Origin of the sequence: Methylocaldum sp. GT1TLB (assembly GCF_051027445.1) — a bacterium.
In the GTDB taxonomy this organism is placed as follows: domain Bacteria; phylum Pseudomonadota; class Gammaproteobacteria; order Methylococcales; family Methylococcaceae; genus Methylocaldum.
In genome coordinates this window covers 4,189,719-4,210,569 of record NZ_CP194898.1, presented here as the reverse complement: position 1 = coordinate 4,210,569, position 20,851 = coordinate 4,189,719, and the positions used below count along the sequence as shown (strand labels likewise).

The 20,851-nt window shown below is 58.9% G+C and carries 14 protein-coding genes; 9 read left to right on the top strand and 5 right to left on the bottom strand.

Annotated features, from left to right (window positions below; translation table 11 throughout):
• Positions 1-1,105: 1,105 nt before the first annotated feature.
• The 3 genes from ACR2R1_RS18610 to ACR2R1_RS18600 all read left to right on the top strand — a co-directional run bounded on the left by ACR2R1_RS18610 (position 1,106) and on the right by ACR2R1_RS18600 (position 5,924).
• Complete coding sequence (locus ACR2R1_RS18610) at positions 1,106-1,714, top strand: transglutaminase-like cysteine peptidase (protein ID WP_434111398.1); 609 nt, start codon at positions 1,106-1,108, stop codon at positions 1,712-1,714.
• Positions 1,711-3,618 carry a bifunctional diguanylate cyclase/phosphodiesterase gene (locus tag ACR2R1_RS18605; RefSeq protein WP_434111396.1) on the top strand — a complete coding sequence of 636 codons (1,908 nt, stop codon included), beginning with the start codon at positions 1,711-1,713 and terminating at the stop codon, positions 3,616-3,618. The genes ACR2R1_RS18610 and ACR2R1_RS18605 overlap by 4 nt, the downstream gene beginning before the upstream one ends.
• A gap of 1,622 nt (positions 3,619-5,240) precedes the next feature.
• Positions 5,241-5,924 (top strand): VPLPA-CTERM sorting domain-containing protein, encoded by a 684-nt coding sequence (locus ACR2R1_RS18600; protein WP_434111394.1) that lies wholly within the window; start codon positions 5,241-5,243, stop codon positions 5,922-5,924.
• 248 nt (positions 5,925-6,172) lie between these two features.
• On the opposite strand, the gene ACR2R1_RS18595 is transcribed toward ACR2R1_RS18600, so the two are convergent.
• Positions 6,173-7,372 carry a PAS domain-containing sensor histidine kinase gene (locus ACR2R1_RS18595; RefSeq protein ID WP_347258800.1) on the bottom strand — a complete coding sequence of 400 codons (1,200 nt, stop codon included), beginning with the start codon at positions 7,370-7,372 and terminating at the stop codon, positions 6,173-6,175.
• 329 nt (positions 7,373-7,701) lie between these two features.
• Between ACR2R1_RS18595 and pssA the strand changes: the two genes are divergently transcribed.
• Positions 7,702-8,214, top strand: coding sequence for a CDP-diacylglycerol--serine O-phosphatidyltransferase (gene pssA / locus ACR2R1_RS18590; protein WP_077730081.1), 513 nt, complete (start codon positions 7,702-7,704; stop codon positions 8,212-8,214).
• Between the two features lie 453 nt (positions 8,215-8,667).
• Here the strand turns inward: pssA and ACR2R1_RS18585 are convergent, their stop codons facing one another.
• On the bottom strand, positions 8,668-9,717 hold the full coding sequence (locus tag ACR2R1_RS18585) for a DUF2278 family protein (protein WP_077730061.1): 1,050 nt from the start codon (positions 9,715-9,717) through the stop codon (positions 8,668-8,670).
• Positions 9,718-9,747: 30 nt separating this feature from the next.
• The gene (locus ACR2R1_RS18580) at positions 9,748-11,472 is read right to left on the bottom strand and encodes a phospholipase D-like domain-containing protein (protein WP_434111392.1); all 1,725 of its coding nucleotides are present in this window, start codon (positions 11,470-11,472) and stop codon (positions 9,748-9,750) included.
• Between the two features lie 753 nt (positions 11,473-12,225).
• On the opposite strand from ACR2R1_RS18580, the gene ACR2R1_RS18575 reads away from it, so the two are divergent.
• A complete protein-coding gene (locus tag ACR2R1_RS18575) occupies positions 12,226-14,025 on the top strand; it encodes a bifunctional metallophosphatase/5'-nucleotidase (protein ID WP_434111390.1) in 1,800 nt (599 codons plus the stop codon).
• Between the two features lie 331 nt (positions 14,026-14,356).
• On the opposite strand, the gene ACR2R1_RS18570 is transcribed toward ACR2R1_RS18575, so the two are convergent.
• A complete protein-coding gene (locus ACR2R1_RS18570) occupies positions 14,357-15,928 on the bottom strand; it encodes a choice-of-anchor I family protein (RefSeq protein ID WP_434111388.1) in 1,572 nt (523 codons plus the stop codon).
• 314 nt (positions 15,929-16,242) lie between these two features.
• Between ACR2R1_RS18570 and ACR2R1_RS18565 the strand changes: the two genes are divergently transcribed.
• From ACR2R1_RS18565 to ACR2R1_RS18550, 4 genes are all read left to right on the top strand, one after another.
• Entirely contained in the window at positions 16,243-16,959 is a 717-nt protein-coding gene (locus ACR2R1_RS18565; RefSeq protein ID WP_434111386.1) for a hypothetical protein, read from the top strand.
• Between the two features lie 491 nt (positions 16,960-17,450).
• On the top strand, positions 17,451-17,651 hold the full coding sequence (locus tag ACR2R1_RS18560) for a hypothetical protein (protein WP_086134631.1): 201 nt from the start codon (positions 17,451-17,453) through the stop codon (positions 17,649-17,651).
• A 217-nt stretch (positions 17,652-17,868) separates the two neighbouring features.
• A complete protein-coding gene (locus ACR2R1_RS18555; protein WP_205780751.1) occupies positions 17,869-18,048 on the top strand; it encodes a hypothetical protein in 180 nt (59 codons plus the stop codon).
• 727 nt (positions 18,049-18,775) lie between these two features.
• The gene (locus ACR2R1_RS18550; RefSeq protein WP_086134630.1) at positions 18,776-19,312 is read left to right on the top strand and encodes a methyltransferase; all 537 of its coding nucleotides are present in this window, start codon (positions 18,776-18,778) and stop codon (positions 19,310-19,312) included.
• A 384-nt stretch (positions 19,313-19,696) separates the two neighbouring features.
• On the opposite strand, the gene asd is transcribed toward ACR2R1_RS18550, so the two are convergent.
• The gene (gene asd / locus ACR2R1_RS18545; protein WP_210024316.1) at positions 19,697-20,575 is read right to left on the bottom strand and encodes an archaetidylserine decarboxylase; all 879 of its coding nucleotides are present in this window, start codon (positions 20,573-20,575) and stop codon (positions 19,697-19,699) included.
• Positions 20,576-20,851: the final 276 nt, after the last annotated feature.

The following is a 20,851-nucleotide window of genomic DNA, read 5'->3' as shown; positions in this document are numbered from 1 at the left end:
TCCCCGGCCGCAACTGAACCGCACTGCGGTTTTCTTCCGTCCCTTTGAAGGCGAGACAGACTTTAATGTCGCTTTTTTACAACCAAGTTAAGTTTGTGTGACACCGATGAAATTTTTTGAAAAAACTCAACGCACGGCTCCCGCGCATCAACTAAGTCTTTGTTTTGGATTACATTTGCGTGCTGTGTTTTTTTTTCAAAACTTTAAGTCGCAGATGATTGCAAGCTGCCCCGGCTGTAGCTTTTTCGCTGAACGACTTTACGGATTCGCAACATGAAGGCGGGGGAATCGAGGAAGGGCACCGCCGGACCTGACTTCTTCCGAGCGCCTTGCCCGGTGTATCAGGTGGTAGGTCGGCAATCCTTTGCCGACAAATCCCGTCGGGAAGGGTCGCGATTAACGCGACCGTTTGCGATTGGAAGGGGCCGATTAAAGGCCCGTTTGCGATTGGAAGGGTGGCTCCGGCGCTCCCGGAGACACCGTTTGCGATTGGAAGGGATTCCCGACCTACTCCGCGGTTCGGTGCCAGCCGGCCTGCAACCGATTGATCCGGCATGCCTCCGTCGTTAGGCTGGTTCCCGAACTCCCGTTTGGGAACCGACGTTGAGAAGCTCCCGCTTCTCGATTCGAATGATGTTTCGAGAAGCTCGAGCTGCTCGGGTATAGCTCCCAGGCGGAAGCTTGGGAGCCAGCGAAAATCCATACCGGAATGGCGGTCCGCTGACCTGTATAGCAGCGACCGTTTGCCATCAAGCGCTGACGCTTAGCCGGGCCTGCATCCGGACGCCTTCGTCGGCAAAGGATTGCCGAGCTACGGCCGCTCGTTTCGGCCTACATTTAGAGCCTATCCCAGTAGGTTTCAAAAACCCTTCGACTCGGCTCTGGGCGAACGGCCTACTGAGATAGGCACTTAGAGGTACGGGGCGGCTTCCCAAGCCACGCCGCTACACTTCAGTGAAAAACGCTGAAGCACCGGGTTATGAGGTGGCGAAATTTCGCCGAGATGGGGCAAGATACGCTTCCTTCAAATCACCCCCCTTAGCTCTTGAAACGCTTATTGATATGGAGCGCCGCTTTTGCGGTCCTTGCCGTGGCGGGCGTCGAAATGGACCTGCTCCCCAATGCACGAACCTTGGAACTGGTCGGCCAGCGCTATGGCCTGGCGGCCGTCGAACGTCTGTCGGCGTGGCGCGACCTGGTTCTGCATCTGGGCAGTGCCGGCGAACAAGAGAAGCTGGCGCGAGTCAACGATTTCTTCAACCGCCTGCCCAATATCTCCGACCCTGACCAATGGGCGCGCCGCGACTACTGGGCGACTCCGGTGGAACTCCTGGCCGCCAACGGCGGCGACTGCGAGGATTTCGCCCTGGCCAAATATTTCACCCTTCGAGCGGCAGGAGTGGCTCCCGACCGATTGCGGGTCACTTATGTCCGGGTCTGGCGGCCACAGCTGAGCCGCATGGAGCCGCACATGGTCCTGGCCTACTATCCCGCCCCGGCATCCGAACCGCTGATTTTGGACAATCTGATCGGCGATATCCGGCCGGCCGCCGCGCGGACCGATCTAGCGCCGACCATGAGCTTCAATGCGGAGGGGTTGTGGTCGGCCAAGCAGCGCGGGCAGCATGGCAAACTGGGTGAAGCGTCCGACATACGCCACTGGAACGATCTGTTGGCGCGCATGCACCACGAAAAGACGGGAGCGATTCGATGACGACGATGAGCCTGAAAACCCTGCTGGTCCTGCTGCTCGGTCTGCTGTTTCTGCTGCTGGGGCTGGCTCTTTTCGCCACCGGCCTGGTGAATACCCACGGCTTTCTGCAACGCCAGTTGCACGCTCATGCGCAAGAAACGGCAACCACTCTGGCGCTGGAACTATCGCCCGCGCTGGCGAGCAACGACACCGCGGCGGTGGCCAATGCGGTGGACGCTCTCTACGATAGCGGCTACTACCGGCGTATCGCCGTGATCCGCCCCAACGGCGAATCCGTCGTGGAGCGGGAACTCCCCTTGAAAGTGGACGGCGCTCCCGAGTGGTTCATCAGCCGCGTGCCGTTCGACGCTCCCGCGGGTCGGGCCGAATCGATGGCCGGCTGGAAACTTTCAGCCGTGGTCGACGTGGCCAGCCATCCCGGTTTCGGATATAGCCAACTTTGGCAGATGACCTGGTCCATCCTGGGCTGGACTCTGGGTTTCTGGCTGATCTCCGCGCTGCTGTCGGTATGGCTGCTGCAAAAGGCATTACGTCCGCTGGACCGGCTGGAAAATCTGGCGCTTCGCATCGGCGAAGGCAAGTTCGAGCCTTTGGCGGAGCTGCCCCGTATTCGCGAACTGCATCATATCGGCTCGGCGTTCAACCGTATGTCGGAAGCGGTGCGGCGCATGCTGAACGCGAAGATGGAAACCATCGAGAAACTACAGCGGGATCTCCACCACGACCGGCAAACCGGTCTTTTCAATCGCGCGTATTTTCTCGCATCGCTGGACGCGGCCCTGGCAATATCCGGAACGCAGCACGCCATTGCCATCCTTCAGCTCACCGGACTGGCGGAATGCAATCGCCGATTCGGACGCGATACGGGAGATCTTGTCGTCAAATTTCTCGCCGATGTTGTGGAAGCTGTCGCCGAAAAGACGCACGGCTCGGCGGCGCGAATCGACGGCGCGCAGTTTGCCGTGCTGTTGGAGCACGCCGATGCCGATTGCCTGAACGATCTGACCCATCACCTCGCCCAATCGACGGTCATGGCTTTGCTCGAGACCGGAATCGCTTCGTCCTGCACCGTCCATATCGGGGCGGCCCTCTCTTCCGGCGATAGCAGCACGGCACTGCTCGCCCGGGCGGACGCTGCGCTGCGCGACGCGCAGATGGGGTCCAGCGGGAGCTTTCGGATTGCGGAGGCAGATCCGACGCCGGGCGGGAGCGGCCGGCTCGCATTGCTGCGGCAGGCTTTGGGCAACGGTCAAGTGGAACTGGAGCGGCAGCCGCTCATGTGCCGGAACGCTTCGGCACCCGAGCATTACGAGGTGTTCGCGCGCATCGTGACGGAAAACGGATTACGGCTTTCCGCAGGCGCCTTGGCGCACATTGCCGAGGAAACCGATCTGGCTCCGATGCTGGACAAACTTGTCGTCGCGCGCCTTCAGGAAGCGATGGCGGAAAAACCCGAAGCGGCGTGGTCCGTCAATTTGTCGGTGGCCACCATCATGCAGCCGGGATTCGCTCAATCTTTTAGACATAAAGTGCCCGCTCGATCAAATCTGGCCATAGAAGTCCCCTTGAATCGGCTGATTTTAGCCCCGCAAGCGGCCGAGTCCGTTAGCGAGCTCAGGAGAGACGGTTTTCGGTTCGTGCTGGATCGCTTCATGCCCTATCCCGGCGCACTGGCCTGGTTAAACGAATTGATGCCGGATTGGGTAAAGGTGGAAGGGGCTCTCTGCCGCCGGATATTCGATGACGCCGGCAATCAGGCCCTGCTCAAGGCGCTATGCCAATACGCACGAGAGTTGGGTATCCGCGTTGCCGCCACCGGCGTGGAACGGGAGGACGAGGCCGATCTGCTTTTTGGCCTCGGGTTCGACGCGGTGCAAGGCCGTGTGTTCGAGAAGGCGAGCTAGAACGTTTTCATACCTACTGTACGGGCACTGGCGAGTAGGTCGGGAATCCCTTCCCAATCGCAAACGGTCGCTTTAGTCGCGACCCTTCCAATCGCAAACGGCGTCTTCGGGAGCGCCGAAGCCCCCCTTCCCGACGCCGCCGTTGGGCCAACGGGTTCGTCGGCAAAGGATTGCCGACCTACGAAAGATTGAATCGATCTACCCTAGCCGAAGGCGCCAACGACGTCCGCCAAGCCTGTTTTGCCGTACGAGCGAGATGAAAACGCCCTAAGTACATTCAGGGAAGTCTTGCGGCATAGGCAACCTGCAGGACAACCCCGCCAGTCAAGCCAATCTGTCGAGATCCCGCAAATATTTGCGGAATGTACTTAGAACATTCTCCACCGTGGCTTAGCGGTGTGAATTGGGAAAGCCGCTCCGCACTCCAAAATGGCGGCCGGACTAAGTCAGTAGGTCGGGAATCCCTTCCCGACTTACTGGAGACGCTACACCAAACCGGAAAATTCGCCTGCCGGAGGGGATGTCTCTTCCCGGCGACGAACGGATCGCTTCAGACGCCTTGTAAATCCATTCAACATTCAACATTCAAGCGAACATTATCGTAGGGTGGGTTAGCGAAGCGTAACCCACCGATCCGAGGCCGTTCGGCGGGTTACGGCCTCGCGGCCTAACCCGCCCTACAAAACAATTCCTGATTGAAAGCGATTTGGAAAAATACCTGAAACGGTGCGCCTGGGGTATTTTCCTGGCGTCAGCGAATTTTACGCCCACCGTAGATTTTCATCCTATCCCATTGATTCAGCGAAACACGAGTCCTTGGCTCAGAGTTTGCAGCTGAATCCTTAGAAATCCGAATCCGACGGGAGACTTTTCACCTAAACGCGGATCGACGTCGGACTGCTATTCAGCAAGCAGCTCACGCCGCCCGTTACGAAAACACCGTATACGCCCTCTCGCATGTTCTGGTTCGCCATCGGTCCCGGAGCCGTCCGCCGGGGCCAAGAGCGACCACATTCCGAACCACCAATAGGCCGCCATCGAAATTTCTCAAAATGTCACAGACCCTTAACAAAATCTTCACAGAACTTCGATTTAATAAACAAAAACTGAAAGATTTTTTTGTCGTTGACCTTCTCGGCATGAAAGCGCCGGAAATCATCGAGCGACGCCCTGGAACCCAAAGGCATAGAAACCGTGCTGTCGGTTGAGGGTGTACGACTGAAGCGACCTGCACTGGGTGTGTGCTGGTTCCCAAACTCCCGTTTGGGAACCGACGTTGAGAAGCGGGAGCTTCTCGGGCGGGGCGCCCAAGCCGAAGCTTGGGCGCCAGCGGAGAGGCCGTTTGGGATAGGAACGGTATATCGAGGCTTGTCAGAGCATTTTGGGGGGTATCAAAGGTCGTTCGGAAACAGCCTTATCTTGGTTATCTCGCCGAATCGATAAACCAGGCAGGGATAGGTGGAATTGGAGTGTGGAAATCCGGGCATCGTCGCCCGTCATACCTCTACGCGCCTTTCGCAGACGTATAGGGTCGCCGCTTTTGTAGGACGAGAGATACGAGGGAATGTTTGGAATTCGGGTTTTTCGTTGCGTTTTAAACTGACTGTAAGGAGTCACTGCTCATGAAGACATTTATCGGTGCAATCACAGGCATTTTTATCTTTTTCAGCGGGGCTGCCGCGCAGGCCGCCCTGCTGGAAGGCCAATCGGTTTATTTCCAGTTTGCGGACGAGGACCTGGATTACTTCGGGACACCGTCCATCGACGGCGATACCCTGAGCTTCGCCTTTTCCGATCGTTTTGCCGCCTCGGCTTCCCAGCGCCTAAGGGAAACCATGGAATTTCAGGTCATCGCCAAGGACGGATTTCTGATCAATCAGTTTCACTTGGCCGAGGGCGGCGACTATGCGCTCGCCGGAAAGAACAGCGGCGTTTCGGCCAGCAGTCGGCTCCGGCTCGACGACTTTAGCAACGACGAGTTGTTCCGCGACTCGGGTGAAAAATCCTTCCGCCTCGGCGGCAGCGGCGGCGAAAAGGCGGGCAGCTGGACCACGCTGTTCGAGCAGTCGATCGCCCGGAGCGAAGAACTGGACGTCCTCTTGACGACGATGCTGGGGGCCGTTCCGGTGGGCAGTCAGGGTGAGGCCTGGATCGATCTGAACGCGATCCGCGTGACCATCGGCGCGGTTCTGTCCGGCGGCGAACCGGCCCCGGTGCCTTTGCCCGCGGCCGTGTGGCTCTTGGCCTCCGGACTCGCCGGTTTGACCAGCGTGATGGCGGCCAAGAAAAATCAGGCACGCTGCTGAATCAAGGCGCAGATCTCGCCATTTTGGATCAGACTGCTCTCCGAGCCGCCGCTTTGCACGTCGATCGCGTTTGTCGGCAAAGGATTGCCGACCTGCGACGGCTGCCGAACTGGAATCGTAAGATGCCACTTAAGGAAGCTCTGATTAAGTCCTTCGACGGGCCTGTCCTGAGCCTGTCGAAGGGCCTGTCCTGAGCATCGTCGAAGGGCATGAACGGATTCCACTTGTTCAGAGCTTCCTTAAAAGCATCAATCCGCCACGGAATCGGTGCTTGCCTCTTGCGGCAAGGACGTAGGCGAATCGAGCGGCAACCGCACCACGAATTCACTGCCCTTTCCCTGCCCTTCGCTGCGGGCCTCGACCTGTCCGCCATGCAATTCGACGATTTTTTGCACGATGGTCAGCCCCAACCCCAATCCTCCCTGAGAGCGGTCCAGAGTGCGGTCGGCTTGAGTGAAGGCGTCGAACAGGCGGGGCAATAACGCGCTGGGAATTCCCTCTCCGGTATCGCGAACGCAAATAACCGCATTCCTATCTTCAACGAATGCGGTAAGCCAAATGAAGCCGCCTTCCGGGGTGTACTTGGCGGCATTCGATAAGAGGTTCGAGATTGCTTGTACCAGGCGCGCAGCGTCAATCTCGAGCCGAATCGGATCAGCAGGCAACGAAACCGTAAAACGGTGGTGGCGCTGGTCCATGAGCGGCTTACAGGTCTCAACCGCCTGATCGATCACCACCGTCAAATCCATAGGCACTCTGCGCAGAGTCAGCTTGCCTTGAACGATCCGCGAGACATCCAAAAGATCGTCCACGAGCCTCGCCAACTGAGTGACCTGCCGGTCGACCACGTCCCGTACCCATCGAAGCTGGGAGTCCGGCGCATCGAGTTTCCGCATGATCGCCATGGCGTTGCGTATGGGCGCCAGGGGATTCCGGAGTTCGTGCCCCAGCATGGCAAGAAACTCGTCCTTGCGACGCTCGGATTCGTGCAGGGCGCGATTGGCGGCTTCGAGCTGGAGAGCCCGCTCAGCCAGTTCGATTTGCGCCTTTCGTACGGCCGCTTCGGCCTTCTTCCGCTCGCTGACATCGATTATCGAGACCCAGTAATGAACATCCGTCCCGGAATCGTCTGGCGCGCCCATTCGACTGTCCAGCACGACCGGCAATCCTCGCCCCTCGACGGTTAGCAAGGTGAGCTCGGTCAGGCCGGTGCCGCATATCCGGCAGTCCCGGAGATGTTGCAGGAACTGATGGCGGTCTTGTTCGGCGATGAGGTAAAGAAAGAGAGAACCGAGGAAATGATCCCGTTGACCACCGAGCAGGCGCGCGCCGGTCGCGTTCAGGGCACGAATGATGCCGCACGCATCCAAACCTACGTAACCCACGGGCGCGAACTCATAGAAGTCCGCATAGCGGTTGCCGGAGAAGCCGTTCATTTGACAAGGCATCACTGATCTTGACTCCAGTTCCGTATTAGGCGTGTGCCACTGGCGAATCCTTTCGGCTGATACGACATTGATAGCGCCCTTTTGTTTCGGCCGATCGGATGGCGCGTGGCGAAAGGTCTGGAAAACTTGCGCTGTCATGGCTGCGTCATAACGTCTGGGCATGATCCGATGAGCTCGCCGGAAAAGAGATGTGAGCGACGAGATCGAAGGACATCGTCTACGCCGCTACGACGAACTTCGATTCGCAAAAGTAATTGTCGTCTTATTCCGAGGACCAACGGCCGGGAGACATCGAGCAAGCGCGACCATCACGAGAAGGAATCTATCCCATGAAAATGCTGGAACTAATAAAAGTTGCCGATCTGTTTACCATCAGCAATCTGGCCTCCGGGCTGATGTCGATTTTCTTGGCCACCGAAGGCCATCCGGACTGGGCCTCCGGTTTCCTGGTGCTGGCCGTGCTCTTCGACAGCCTGGATGGCAAGATCGCGGCCCTACTTCACCAACAGAACCTGTTCGGCAAACAACTGGATTCGCTTGCCGACCTGGTGTCATTCGGCGTGGCTCCGGCGTTTCTCTATTTCTCGATCGACACCCATCACTGGATCAAGACACTGATCCTGATCATGTTCGTCACCTGCGGAATGCTGCGTTTGGCGCGCTACAACATTTCGCAGGGCAATGCCTTTGAAGGGGTTCCGATCACGGTCAACGGTGTCCTGTTCCCGACCCTGTTCCTGGTCGCCGCGTTCGTACCGGAAAGTGTCAATGCCTGGCCGATGATATTCCTGGTGCAAAGTTTCCTGATGGTTTCCAGCCTTAGAGTGCGGCGGCTTTTCTGAGTCCATTTGTCTCCGCTGTAACGGGAGCACCGGCTCCCCCGATCAAGACTAGGCACATCGAGACATGCAAGCTTGGCAGGCAACGGGGTCGCCGGCAAAGGATTGCCGGCCTACGAATGCTTGAATCCATTCACCCGAACTGAAGGCGCCAACGACGTCCGCCAAGCCTGTTTTGCCATACGAGCGAGATGAAAACGCTTTAGAGCGTTTTCCGAATCGGTGTAAGGGATTCGGATATGTAGGTCGGGAATCCCTTCCCAATCGCAAACGGGCCTTTAATCGGCCCCTTCCAATCGCAAACGGGCCTTTAATCGGCCCCTTCCAATCGCAAACGGTCGCTTTAGTCGCGACCCTTCCGACAAAGCCCTTCGCCGAGCCGATACGTCGGCAAGGGATTGCCGACCTACGTTCTCCCCTCCTGGAACGAATCCGTACACCGGGATGGAAAACGCTCTAAAACACGAGCGTCCACCCCGGCTCGCGGGCCTGATCGCGCGTGTAGCTCACGCCGTGCACTTTCAGCCCTTCGGCATTGAGAAGCGAGATGATTCCGCCCTGGTTGGACAATTCGATGTCGGGCCGAACGTGGATGATCATCGGTTCGCCCGGATTCAGGGTGCCCGTCAGCGGCTTTCGGTGCTTGGCGCGGTCCAGCAGTGCCCAGCCGTCGAGATCGATAGGCCGTGGCGAGGTATTGAGCAGGATCACGGTTTCGTCTTCCGGCGATTCGATCGTATTGACCTTTGCCGCTACGATACGCACCAGGCCGTCCGGTACCGCATGGGTGGGAGGCCATACCGGCGTCGGCCGGGGCGGAAGGCCGTGTTCGGCGGGAGGACCGCCCGGCTCTTCGGGCAACATATGCCCGGTACGATCATCGGTATGAATCGCCTGCGACTGAAATTTCAGGAAGAGGGCCACCCATTCCTGCTGGTCCGCGTACCAGAACAGCAGCCCGCCATCCTGCCAGACGCCGTCGTCCTTGACGAAATCGTCGGCATTGCCCTGATTCATGTGGATGTCGTGAACGCCGCGGCCGGGCGCGAAACCGAAGATCTTGTCGCGCTTGTTCTCCGGCCCCCAGGGCTCGCCGAACGCATACACCCAGGCGTTCTCGCTGGCCATGGCGCGCTGCACGTAGCGGTCGATCTTCTCGTTGAGGTCGTTGTCCGGGCCGGGCACGGAAAACGGGAGAGGCGTCATTTCGGCGAACGAGCCGAACAGATTGCCGCGGATGTAATCCAGCGCGACTCCGCCGGGCTTCGAGGGCAGCTTGTGCCAGCCCGGCTCCAGTTGTTCCAGCGACTCGGTTATGGGATGCCGGAAGTGCGGCACGATCAGGTAGGACAATTCCGACGGCCACAGCTTGGACTTGACGTTCACCGCCAGGCGGTACCGATCCTGATCGTCCACCGCCAGAATCTGATAATGGGGGTTGTCGCCGGTCCCGAGATGCCGATCGACCGGCGTCGCTCTCAAAACGCCATAATTTTTCAGGGGCATGGTGGCTTTCTCCGTGTTAAGAGATCGAGGTCATTCCTGCGCCATCGCGCGGCGCGATTTGTATTCCGGCGTACCCGGCGAGTAATGCTTGCGGGCCCATCCGGCATCGGGCCGCAGCTTGAACTTGCGGCGGCCGGAGGATGGGATTTCCCGGTCGCGGTAATACGCGGCGCGGGCCCGGTAGTGTTCGTACAGGCGGAAGAACTCCGCGAGATAGATCGCCGCGATGCGGCGGGAGCCCAGGATTTCCAGCAGGTTTTCGTCGTTCCGGTGCAGCGAGTTGTTGCTCATGTTGGCGGAACCGGAGTAGATCACCGGCTGAGGCGTTTCGCCGTCGATCACGATGAACTTGTGATGGATGATGACCGGCGGGAACGGCGGCGGCGCTTCCCCCGGAAACAGCATGAGTTCGGTATCGAAGCCCTCCGGGGTATCCGACCGGCGGAAACGCTCCGCGCCGATCACGTCGCGACCCTGGCGGGAGCGGTGGTAGAGTTCGAGCGCGGCGATCTGGTCCGCGCGGACGGCCTCGTCCGTTTTCGGCCTGGCGATCCGGTTGACCAGTCCGAACATCATCTTGCCGTTGTCCCCCGCCATGAAACAGGCGTCGCGAAGCTCGGCGTCGGTCGGCGTGAACAGGCAGAAAAGCACCGAACTCCTGGCCCGATGGATGGCTTCGACGATGGTGTCGATGGATTCGCGCTGGGAACTCGCTTCCGGCGAAAAGAAAACCCGCACCCCGGCATCGCCCACCGTAATCGGACTCGACCAGCGGGCATTCCGCGCCAGGGATGACAAAGGCGGATTGTCTTTGAGCCGCTTGAAGCGGTCGAAATACAATTCGGCCAAGGCGGACGAATCGAAGGTGTGCATCAAATTCGCCTGGGTCGACAAAGCCCCCGTGGTGTAGTTGGCGGAACCGCACACGACCCGCCCCGCCGACGGGCGGCGACCGGCGAACCCGCGGCCCGACACCAGGTATTTGTTGTGCATGATGGCGGCCTTGTCGCGGGGGAAAAACGCCACCCGGTCCTTCATCCGGTCCACCGCCGGTTGATTGGGCGAAACCCTGTCACCGTCCGCCGATTCCGTTTTCTTTGCGTCGTAGACCAGAGCCAGGGAATGATTCCGGCTGAAGGTGTCCAGCGCCGGAACGATGAACAGTTCGTCGGTCAGATGATAGATTGCCCCGACCGCCTCCCTCGCCTGCCTGAGAAATGCCGGGACCACGCCGTCCAGACCGTTGGCCAGCCATCGGCGCAATTCGCGCGCCTGCTCCGCGCTGGGTTTGTCGTCGAGCTCCAGCCCCATGCCGCGCAGCTTCCGCATGAAACCCTGGGAGCTCAGCACCGCACGGTTGAACCAGGTGCCGATGCCGTGTTCGATTTCCGCCGGAAGCGTGACGTCGAGCGTTCCCGCTGCTTCCGCAAGCGGCTGGAGATTCCCCGGCGTGCCGATCACCGGGAAAACCTCGTATCGAAAAACCGGATTGCGTCCGGCGCTCGCGGCCGCCCGGTCTTCATCGCCGATTCGTGCGTCCCACCACAGAAACTTCTGGATCGGCGCTTCGTTGCTGGGAAAATCGGGCTGTTCCGGGTCGGCCGGACCGTTGAAGTCGATGCGGTTCAGAAGCCAGCTGGAAGGGGCGTACCGGCGCGTCGCGGGATCGCGAAATCCCGGTGTGCGCCTGGCGGCGAAACCCAGGAAATCCTTACGCCGGCTCCCCTCGTCCCAATCGAAGGCGAGCAAGATCATTCCCGGTGCCGGATATGCACGGATGGCGACCTTTTCCATATGCCCCCTATTATGTGCCCGGCCGTCAAGCGGCCGATACCGTTATCTCAAGGCTGTTGGCGAACAACTCCGATAACCGGCGCCCGCGGCTCCTAGAGCATTTTCCAATTCGGTGTCAGAGAGCCCGATATGTAGGTCGGCAATCCCTTGCCGACGTACCGGCTCGGCAAAGGATTGCCGACCTACGTTTTTCCCGCCCGACACGAAGCCGTACACCGGGATGAAAAACGCTCTAGCCCCTCATTCCACTCGAACACGAGATCGCAGCTTTTGCGGTTCATTGTCCAGGCATCCGCCGGCGACCCGCATGCGTCGTTCGGTTTACCGTATTAAACACCCGAAACCATTACAGCCCTGTGAAGTTTTCACCCGAGACCGACACACCGGGCGGCTTCGCGCGGAGATATCCAAGCTCCGGTCTTCGCTGCTTACACTTTCGACGACCGAACTTATTATTAATCAGGCCCGTAAATACCCTCCTGGTATTTCGGGCCGCCGCCCAGGCCGGTACACGCCCGGCCTGGGCTCACGCGGCTTGTCGCCGCGCCGGGGCATCCCTGCCCCGGATTAACCCGGCCTATATTTATAGGCCGGGTTAATAACCTCCCGGTAATACAACTGTCAGGTCGCCTTAACACGGATGCTGTTTGATACACGGCGGTCCGCCGGGACTCGCCCGGCCTTTCTCAGGAACAAACCGAGGAATATGACACCATGAAACTCAACAAACTCGCCTGTGCCGTAACGCTGATCTTGGCCGGCGGCACCGCCTGCGCCGGCGCCGGGCCGGCCACGACGGTCAAGATCGTCGCTTTCAACGATTTCCACGGCCAGCTCGAATCGCCGGGCTCCTTCGGCGGCAAGCCGGCGGGCGGCGTGGACTGGATCGCCGGGTACGTGTCCAAGCTGAAAAGCGAGAACCGCTACACCACCGTGGTCTCCGCGGGCGACCTGATCGGCGCAACGCCCCTCGTTTCCGCCCTGTTCCACGACGAGCCCACCATCGAGACCATGAACATGGCCGGGCTGGAAATCAACGCCGTCGGGAACCACGAGTTCGACGAAGGCAAGGACGAGCTGAAGCGCATGCAGAAAGGCGGCTGCCATCCTACCGATCCGAACTCCTGCCAGGGCGCCTCGGTCGGCGCGCCTACCGCCGATGATGGTTCCTTTGCCGGCGCGGACTTCAAGTTCCTGGCCGCCAACGTGGTCGACACGGCTACCGGCAAGCCCGTTTTCCCGCCTTATGTCATCAAGAACTACGGCGGCGTCCGCGTGGCCTTCATCGGCATGACCCTCATGGAAACTCCCACCATCGTCACGCCGTCCGGCGTCTCCGGACTGGAATTCAAGGACGAGGCCGATACCGTCAACGCGTTGATCCCCAAATTGCGGCGGCAGCGGGTCGAAGCCATAGTCGTGCTGATCCATCAGGGCGGCACGCAGCCCGTCGCCCAGAACGCCACGACCATGAACCAGTGCGCCGGCAACCTGGACGGAACCCCCATCAAACCCATCGTCAATCAACTGGACGATGCCGTGGACATGGTGATTTCCGGCCACACCCATCAGGCCTACAACTGCAGGATCGCGAACCGGGAGGGGCGTGAAATCCCGGTGACCAGCGCCAATTCCATCGGACGCATCCTGACCGACATTGACCTGACGATCGACCGGAAAACCCGTGACGTGACGGCAGTCAGCGCCACCAATATTCTGGTGGACCAGACCGACGCGACGGTCACCCCGGACGCCGGCATCAAGGCCGTCGTCGACGGCTACAAGTCACTGGCCCAGCCCATCGCCAACCGGGTAATCGGCGCCATCACCGCGGATATCACCCGCACAGCCAATGCGGCCGGCGAGTCCGCTCTGGGCGACGTCATCGCCGACGCGCAACTGAAAGCCACAGAAGCTTCGGGCTTCGGCGACGCGGTAGCCGCGTTCATGAATCCGGGCGGAATCCGTGCCGACCTGAGTTACGCATCCGGCACGGCCGGCGAAGGCGACGGCCACGTGACCTACGGCGAAGCCTTCACCGTGCAGCCCTTCGGCAACAGCGTGGTGACCATGACCCTGACCGGCGCCCAGATCGAAATTCTGCTGGAACAGCAATTCACCGGCTGCGGCGCCGACAATGCAACGGCCGCCTTCAACTATCCGGCCGGAGACTCCGGCCAGGCGTTCGACCGCGTCCTGCAGGTCTCCAAGGGCTTCGCCTATCAGTGGTCGGCCAGCGGTTCGCCTTGCGACAAGGTCGACCCGGCCGGCATTCGGATTAACGGCGAAACCGTCGACCCGGCCGCGAACTATCGCGTCACCGTGAACAGCTTCCTCGCCGACGGCGGGGACAAGTTCTACGTCCTGAAGCTCGGCACCGATCGGCTCGGAGGCGCCCAGGACCTCGACGCCCTCGAAGCCTGGTTCAACCATCCGGAAGCCGATTCCGATCCGGCCGAGCCGGGCGTACAAATCGCGCCCGGTCCGCAAGATCGTATCGTGCGGATTCCCTGAAAAACCGGCGTCGGAGAGCTCCGGCCTCCGCCGCACCGTCTCTGAAACATAGAGCTCTACGCAAATTTTCGAATCCCGGAAACTCCGTTTTCAGGTTGTATTTATTCAACTCGGCATTGGAGTGAACATTCATCGTAGGATGGGTAGAGCGAAGCGAAACCCATCGATGGCGGGTTAGCCCCTCGGTTCCGCGTAACCCACCGATTGACGGTCGTTCGGTGGGTTACGCCGCACGCGAAGCACAGTGATCGGCGATCGGTCAGTGCTGATGTGCGCCTAACCCACCCTACGAAACAATGCGTAATTGAACGCGATTTCGAATAACCTGCCGTCACTCGCCCTTCGGTCCCCACAAGCTTACGGTGCCGGACACCTCGTTCGAAACGGCGATTAGAGGCTTGCCGGTCGGACTTTTATGGGCCGGCACGAAGTCGATCACTTCCGGGCCGCTGTCCGGCCCCACCGGCGTGGCTGCAAAATCGCGGTTTTGCAGATATTGGACGATGGCCGGCGAGGCCGGATCGCCCAAATCGACCACGACCACCCCGCCCACGCGCTCGAGGCCGATGAACCCGTAGGTCCGGCCGTCCACCACACCGGTGGCGGCGGCTTCGGGCTCGGGGCCCTTGTTGTCGCTGCGGTCGTCGAAGGTGTTGGCCTCGTTGTTGGAATTGAAGTTGGCGGGCAGCTCCGCGGCGATGATCTGTTCGAGCTGATCTCCGCTGTCATAGACCAGGTCGCCGGTTTCGCCGTCCCACACCGAAAACGATCGGGCGCCGAAAGCGTAGACCGTCGATTCCGCATCCGACCCGGCGGCGGGCATCTTCGTGGTTACGGTGAGACGCCCCAGCGCAGCATTGTCGCGCAGTGCCGCCGTGAAGGAGTCATTGGTCGTAACGCTGCGCACACGTGCTTCTTCGACCAGACCGGGGTATTCGCGGGCGTCGCCCTCGTTGGCGGAGAGCACATAGTCCTTGCCGCCGATCCGGAAAGCGGCGAGCCCATCCGGCTGGTACATGCCGTAGACCCGCCCCTGAGGCCAGGTGCTGATATTGACGGCATTGTCGCGGTCGCTGGCATCGAGGCCATTGCCGGCCTGCGAGTGGTCCTTGAAGCCGAGGTCGACGATTTTGTCCACCTCGAGGGCTTCGAGGTCGAGTATCGCGATGGCGTTGTTTTCCTGCAGCGACACCCAGGCCTTCCGGCCGTTTTCATCGACCGCGATGTATTCTGGCTCGAGATCGAGCGACGGCCGCGTGGACCCAAAGATGCGCACGCCCGGCGGCAGATCGCCGGCGCGCGGCTGATCCGGGTCGAAGGCTTGGAAACCGATCGTCTTCACCGAAAACTTGCGGCGGGGCAGTACGTCGATCACGCTTACCGAGCCCTCAGGATCGACATGGCCTTCTCCATATCCCGAAGGCTCGCCCTCGTTGGCGACCAAAACCCTCTTGCCGTCCGGCGTGAAGGTCACCATATCGGGGCCGGCGCCGACCTCGACCGCTCGCAGATTGGAACCGCCCGGCGAAAAGAAAACCACTTTGCCCGGTTCGGTGCCCGACTCCACTGCCGCCGCCACGAGCCCGTTCCCGACGGCGACGCTGGTGACTTCGGAACCGTACGCGGACAGGTCGAGCCGCTTGAGACGCACCGGTTGTTTCGGATCGGAGATGTCTACGATGTCGACCGAAGCGTTCGCGGCATTCGAAACGTACATCTTGTCGCCCTTGACGGCCACGACCTCGGCCGAGGTCTGGCCGGTCAGACCGGTGGCATAGCTGCCGACCGGCTCGAACGCGGGGCCTGCTGCGGCGGCCGGGCCGGGCAGGATTCCCGCAAACAGGGCGGCAGCACCGACCGAGGTCGTCCGCGCCGCATCGAGCGCGCGAATGCCGCTCGCCAAGGCCCCCTCAAATTTCAAACGGAACAGTTTGGTTTTCATTCTTGTGACTCCGAGTTAGCGCAGGTGAAATGAACGCGGTTCAAAACAATCCTTCCAATGGCTGGACTATCCGAAAGTCGGGACGCTACTGGAATCACGTTAAGGCGGTGTGACAAGCCTGCTCCGGAGTATCGGCTAAGCCGGACCTACGCCTAACGCGGAAGGTCGCTTCAAGCGGAAAAAACGAACACCCGTAACACAAACTTAACCCATTTGAAAGAAAGCGAAGATACAGTGTCGCCAGTCTTACAAACGAGAAGTCGAGGAGACCGATCATGCTTGCTCATGTCAGAAAACCGCCTGTCGTTTTTGCATTGGCGCTCGGTCTTGGGTTGAGCCCGGCAGGGCATGCCGCCATCTGGAAAGCGACATTGAATCAATCCAATGCCGAATCCGTGTTTCCGGACAATGCGGATTACCTGACCGTGTTCATCCGGGACGGCAGCGATGCCGCCGGACTTTTGCTGAACGGCTATACGACGACGAGTGATGACGTCGTGTTCAGCGTCGACGCGCTTTCCGTGCTGGACTCGAAAGCGGGTACCAACTACGGTATCGATACTTTTGCATTCAACACCACATTAAACCCTGGCGGTTTCACCGCTAATAACTTCAAGTTGCCCAGCGGATGGAGCCTCGGGTCCGGCAATGCCGATGGTTTCGGCGATTTTGAACTCAGGACAGGCGGCGGCCAAGACCGCTACGATCCGGTCTGGTTCGCCATCACCGGGATCAACGGCGATAACGCAAACCACTATTTCGCTCTTTCCGGTAAAAACGCCGGCCAGGGCAATTATTACTTCGCCGCCCACGTCGCCGGTTTCAACGAAGCCCTGACCGGCGGAACGGGCGGCGCGTGGTTCGCAGGCTCGAACGGTCAACCGGGTACCGCGCCCGAACCTGTTCCCGTTCCCGCAGCTTTTTGGCTGTTCGGCTCCGCTGTCACCGGTTTCGCTTTCGCCTCCCGGCACTCCAAACCACGCCTCGTGTAAAAAGGGAGTCTTGAAGGAGAAAGACGCGAAGCCTATCGCTCGTTGCCGGATGAAGAACGAGGTTGCGTGTAAATGGTGGCCGATAAACGCGAACCGAAACACCGGGACCGTACGAGCGCCACTCACTCCGCGCCAATGGCTGGAGGTGCTCCTTGCCGCAGCCTGATCCTCGGCATTAGCGGTGCGCGGTAGAGCATCCGCCTCACTTGGGATGAAAGACCGATGCCACCGGGCCACTTGCGTGCTTGCAAAATAAGCAGCCGGTTTGACGGAGGTCAAGTCTCGATCTGGATGCCGACTGCGGCGCTGGCTATCATGCCCTAGATGTTGACGCAGACCCGCCGGGTAGCCCGCAGACGGAGCGGATGATCCCCCGGACGTCTCGCCTGCGCCAACCACGCACCTCCCGCCTCACCCCGATCGTCCCGATCGCCGGGCGAAGCTTCGGGGAGGCCGAGTTCAAGCTTTCCAACTAACGAGGAGTTGTCCTTATGAATAACCACCTTGGCGACGACCGATCGTGCCGCGCTTATTTCCACATCGTCGACATCGACCCCGCCACCGAGAGCGTCGTGATCCAATACGTCGAGAATGATTGGCTGCGCGGAATGGACCAGACTCGGCACCTGCCTTGGGTGGAGTTCTTGAACGGCTTGAGGGAGGGGCGCTATGAAATTCATCGCGCGAACTGACGACTGAGCCCCTTCGGCGGCAGCCGTCCGCTTCCTCCATGATCTTCCAAACGCATCCCACGCGGCGAATCGCGATCTCGGTCCGGCCTTCCGAACCCGCCGACAATCGACTCGGATTTCGAATCATCGCTGCCATCCCGAAATCATCCTGACGGATGAACCATGTTCGGCGCTCGACCCCATTGCGACGGCCAAAATCGAGCACCTGGTCGCGGAATTGAAGCGTCAATTCACCCTTGTAATCGTGACCCATTCGCTGCAGCAGGCCGCGCGGGTTTCGGAGCGCATCGGATTTTTCCATCTGGGACGATTGATTGAAGTGGGGGAAACGGCCGAGGTCCTTACCCATCCGCGTCATCCCTTGACCAAAAGCTATATCACCGGCCGCATCGGCTGATTCCGAATTCCGATACCGGGCGCTTGACGCGACGACCGTATGCCCCTGACCTTTTTCGTAAAAGGGTTCTCGATGCCGCATTAGAGCGTTTTCATCTCGCTCGTACGGCAAAACAGGCTTGGCGGAAGTCGTGGCGCCTTCGGCTCGGGTGAATTGCTTCAATTCGTAGGTCGGCAATCCTTTGCCGACGAAGACGCGTGGCCGGGACGTGGCGTCGGGAAGGGATTCCCGACCTACAGGGTGCATGGTTGTAGGTCGGCAATCCCTTGCCGACGAACCCTTTGGCCCAACGGCGTCGTCGGGAAGGGTCGCGACTAAAGCGACCGTTTGCGATTGGAAGGGGCCGATTAAAGGCCCGTTTGCGATTGGGAAAGGATTCCCGACCTACTCGCGAATGCCCGTACAGTAGGTATAAAAATGCTCTAATCGAACTGCACGGCAGGATGGTCGATACTTTCAGCAGCCGAGAAGCGATCTCCACCCCCGGCCTACCGCCTCAAACGGTTCGCTGAACATGTGCCGTCGGCTGTCCGACGTTCACAATAAAATCACCGAGTATCCAGGTGAAGGATTCTCTTTTCCCGAATTCTTCGACGCGCCGAACGCATAGGTATTACCGTATTTTTATCGACAGGTTTGATGTTTTCCGTTTCGAGGTTGCGATCCGTTCTCTGATTCTGTTTAATTCTGTTTAATTCGATTAACTGGATTTTCAAGGAATAAGATTATGCTGCTTTGGTTATTTCTGACCGCAGCTCTATTGTTAAGCATAGAACGGATAACCTACCTGTGGATTTGGCATCATCCTGATACCTTTAAGGCTGTCTGCAAATATCCCGCAATCGTTCGTTTTGGCGAGCCGATTTCCGCCCTGGAGAAGTTATTTTATATATTCAAGATATTGCAAATAGGGATATTCCTTGCCTGGTGCATGCTGCTAGGGAATACCCTGATTCCACTCCCCACCAGCAGTCTGGTTCCAATGTCATTGGGGATTGGGTTGATTGTTATCGGCCAAGTATTTAATTTCGGCGTCTTTTATCGCCTAGGGCGGTCCGGAGTGTTCTACGGCAACAAGTTCGGTTATGAAATCCAGTGGTGCAACGCCTTCCCATTTTCAGTGCTTAACCATCCCCAATACGTCGGTACATTATTGTCGATTTGGGGCTTTTTTCTGGTCATGAGATTCCCTCATGACGACTGGATTCTGTTACCTCTTGTGGAGACTTTATATTACGGCGTCGGCGCGTACTATGAGCGTTGATCGATAAGGAAGCTCTGATTATTGCTTCGGCAGTTAAATCAGAATCATCGTTCGAATGCATCTCCGATCTTACCTTGCCCAATCAATGACTTGGGTTAATCGCAATTTGCCGAAAATCGCGCTTTAATTGCCGAAGCGATACTAAACGTAAACGAATGAATGTCACTTTGCTCGTCATTCCGGCATGGATTGCCGGAATCCAGAAACCAGGGATGGCAAGGCTGATACATCCATGTAACCTGGACCCCGGCATTCCCCGCCAGGGTGACGGTATAACTTTTCTTTCTTATCACTTAGTAAGTCCTTCGACAGGCTCAGGACGAACGGAAACGGATTGATTCCGTTCATGGTGAGCCTGTCGAACCATGAGCGGAATCGACTTATTCAGAGTTTCCATAACGGAAGCATCAGCAGTCGTCGCCCCATGCGGATGACGGTGCCCTGTTCCAGCTGAGGGCAGAGCTTGAACCCGTTGGGCGCCAAAACGATGATCGTCGAACCATGCTGAAACCACCCTAGTTCGTCACCTTTACGAAATGGCGCTTTGCATGGAATCACGTTAGGGCCGCGGTACTTGAGGTGCAGCAGAACATCCAGGAAATGAAGCCGTATGCTGGCCACGAGCACGGCGGCAACGGGCACCAAAGCGATTAGGTGGTTGCCGGGGCTCAACCGCGTCCGCAGTACGGCGCGCTCGTTCTTGCAAAAAAGACCCGGTATTCGCCTGAGGGCAACCGGATTGACATTCCAGGTGTCTCCCGAAATGTAGGTAACCTGATCGATCTCGCAGTCATACGGCGCGTGGAACCGGTGGTACATGCCGGAAGTGAGCCGTAAGGTCACGTAATAGCCATTACGGTAATGGCTTGCCAATTCCCCATCACAAACCAGTTCGTTCAGGGCGTACGGGATGCCTTTGGCCTGAAACAGCGTCGTGCCTTCGATATCGCCATGTGCCCCTATGATGGCGTCGCACGGACTGACCAGAACGCCGGGATCATCGTCGACGGGACGGGCGCCTTCCTTAAGTTCGCGGGTGAAGCATTCGTGCATGCTGCGGAACTTCGTTTTCTTGGCGTCGCTCAGGTCGACTTGGGCAAACAGCCGCCACAAGGCAATGGATAGACGACAGACCAGAGGATGCTCGATTTGGCTGAACCAACCCACGAACCGCGTGAGAAATTGGCGCGGAATGCGATTGGTCAGCAAAAAATTGACATCGTCCTGTTGGGTAATTTGCGCGATTAGGGAGCGTAAGGTCATTGTTTGTAGGGCTTTGTACTATCGGTGCTCATCTCCAAAAGCCACAGGACACGCATTATTGTTCCGGCAGTCGCGAGCGATGCCTGTCCTGAGCCCGGTCGAAGGGCGCTTCCCGATGGTCGGCACATCCTACGGACTGCATTTGTCGAAGATCGCTTCTTTGTGCCAAAGCAATAACTACGGAATCATGCGAGTCATCCGGCTGTCATCGTTCAGTCAGGAAATTGCATTAACTCTGTAACACTCGAATCTTATCCTTAATGGATGGATTGGCAT

Bases quoted from the DNA above. Each gene is read 5' to 3' on its own strand.
- ACR2R1_RS18610 (WP_434111398.1), top strand. From the start codon at position 1,106: ATGGACCTGCTCCCCAATGCACGAACCTTGGAACTGGTCGGCCAGCGC.
- asd (WP_210024316.1), bottom strand. From the start codon at position 20,575: ATGACCTTACGCTCCCTAATCGCGCAAATTACCCAACAGGACGATGTC.
- ACR2R1_RS18600 (WP_434111394.1), top strand. From the start codon at position 5,241: ATGAAGACATTTATCGGTGCAATCACAGGCATTTTTATCTTTTTCAGC.
- ACR2R1_RS18560 (WP_086134631.1), top strand. From the start codon at position 17,451: ATGAATAACCACCTTGGCGACGACCGATCGTGCCGCGCTTATTTCCAC.
- ACR2R1_RS18580 (WP_434111392.1), bottom strand. From the start codon at position 11,472: ATGATCTTGCTCGCCTTCGATTGGGACGAGGGGAGCCGGCGTAAGGAT.
- ACR2R1_RS18605 (WP_434111396.1), top strand. From the start codon at position 1,711: ATGACGACGATGAGCCTGAAAACCCTGCTGGTCCTGCTGCTCGGTCTG.
- ACR2R1_RS18565 (WP_434111386.1), top strand. From the start codon at position 16,243: ATGCTTGCTCATGTCAGAAAACCGCCTGTCGTTTTTGCATTGGCGCTC.
- ACR2R1_RS18585 (WP_077730061.1), bottom strand. From the start codon at position 9,717: ATGCCCCTGAAAAATTATGGCGTTTTGAGAGCGACGCCGGTCGATCGG.
- ACR2R1_RS18595 (WP_347258800.1), bottom strand. From the start codon at position 7,372: ATGCCTTGTCAAATGAACGGCTTCTCCGGCAACCGCTATGCGGACTTC.
- pssA (WP_077730081.1), top strand. From the start codon at position 7,702: ATGAAAATGCTGGAACTAATAAAAGTTGCCGATCTGTTTACCATCAGC.
- ACR2R1_RS18575 (WP_434111390.1), top strand. From the start codon at position 12,226: ATGAAACTCAACAAACTCGCCTGTGCCGTAACGCTGATCTTGGCCGGC.
- ACR2R1_RS18550 (WP_086134630.1), top strand. From the start codon at position 18,776: ATGCTGCTTTGGTTATTTCTGACCGCAGCTCTATTGTTAAGCATAGAA.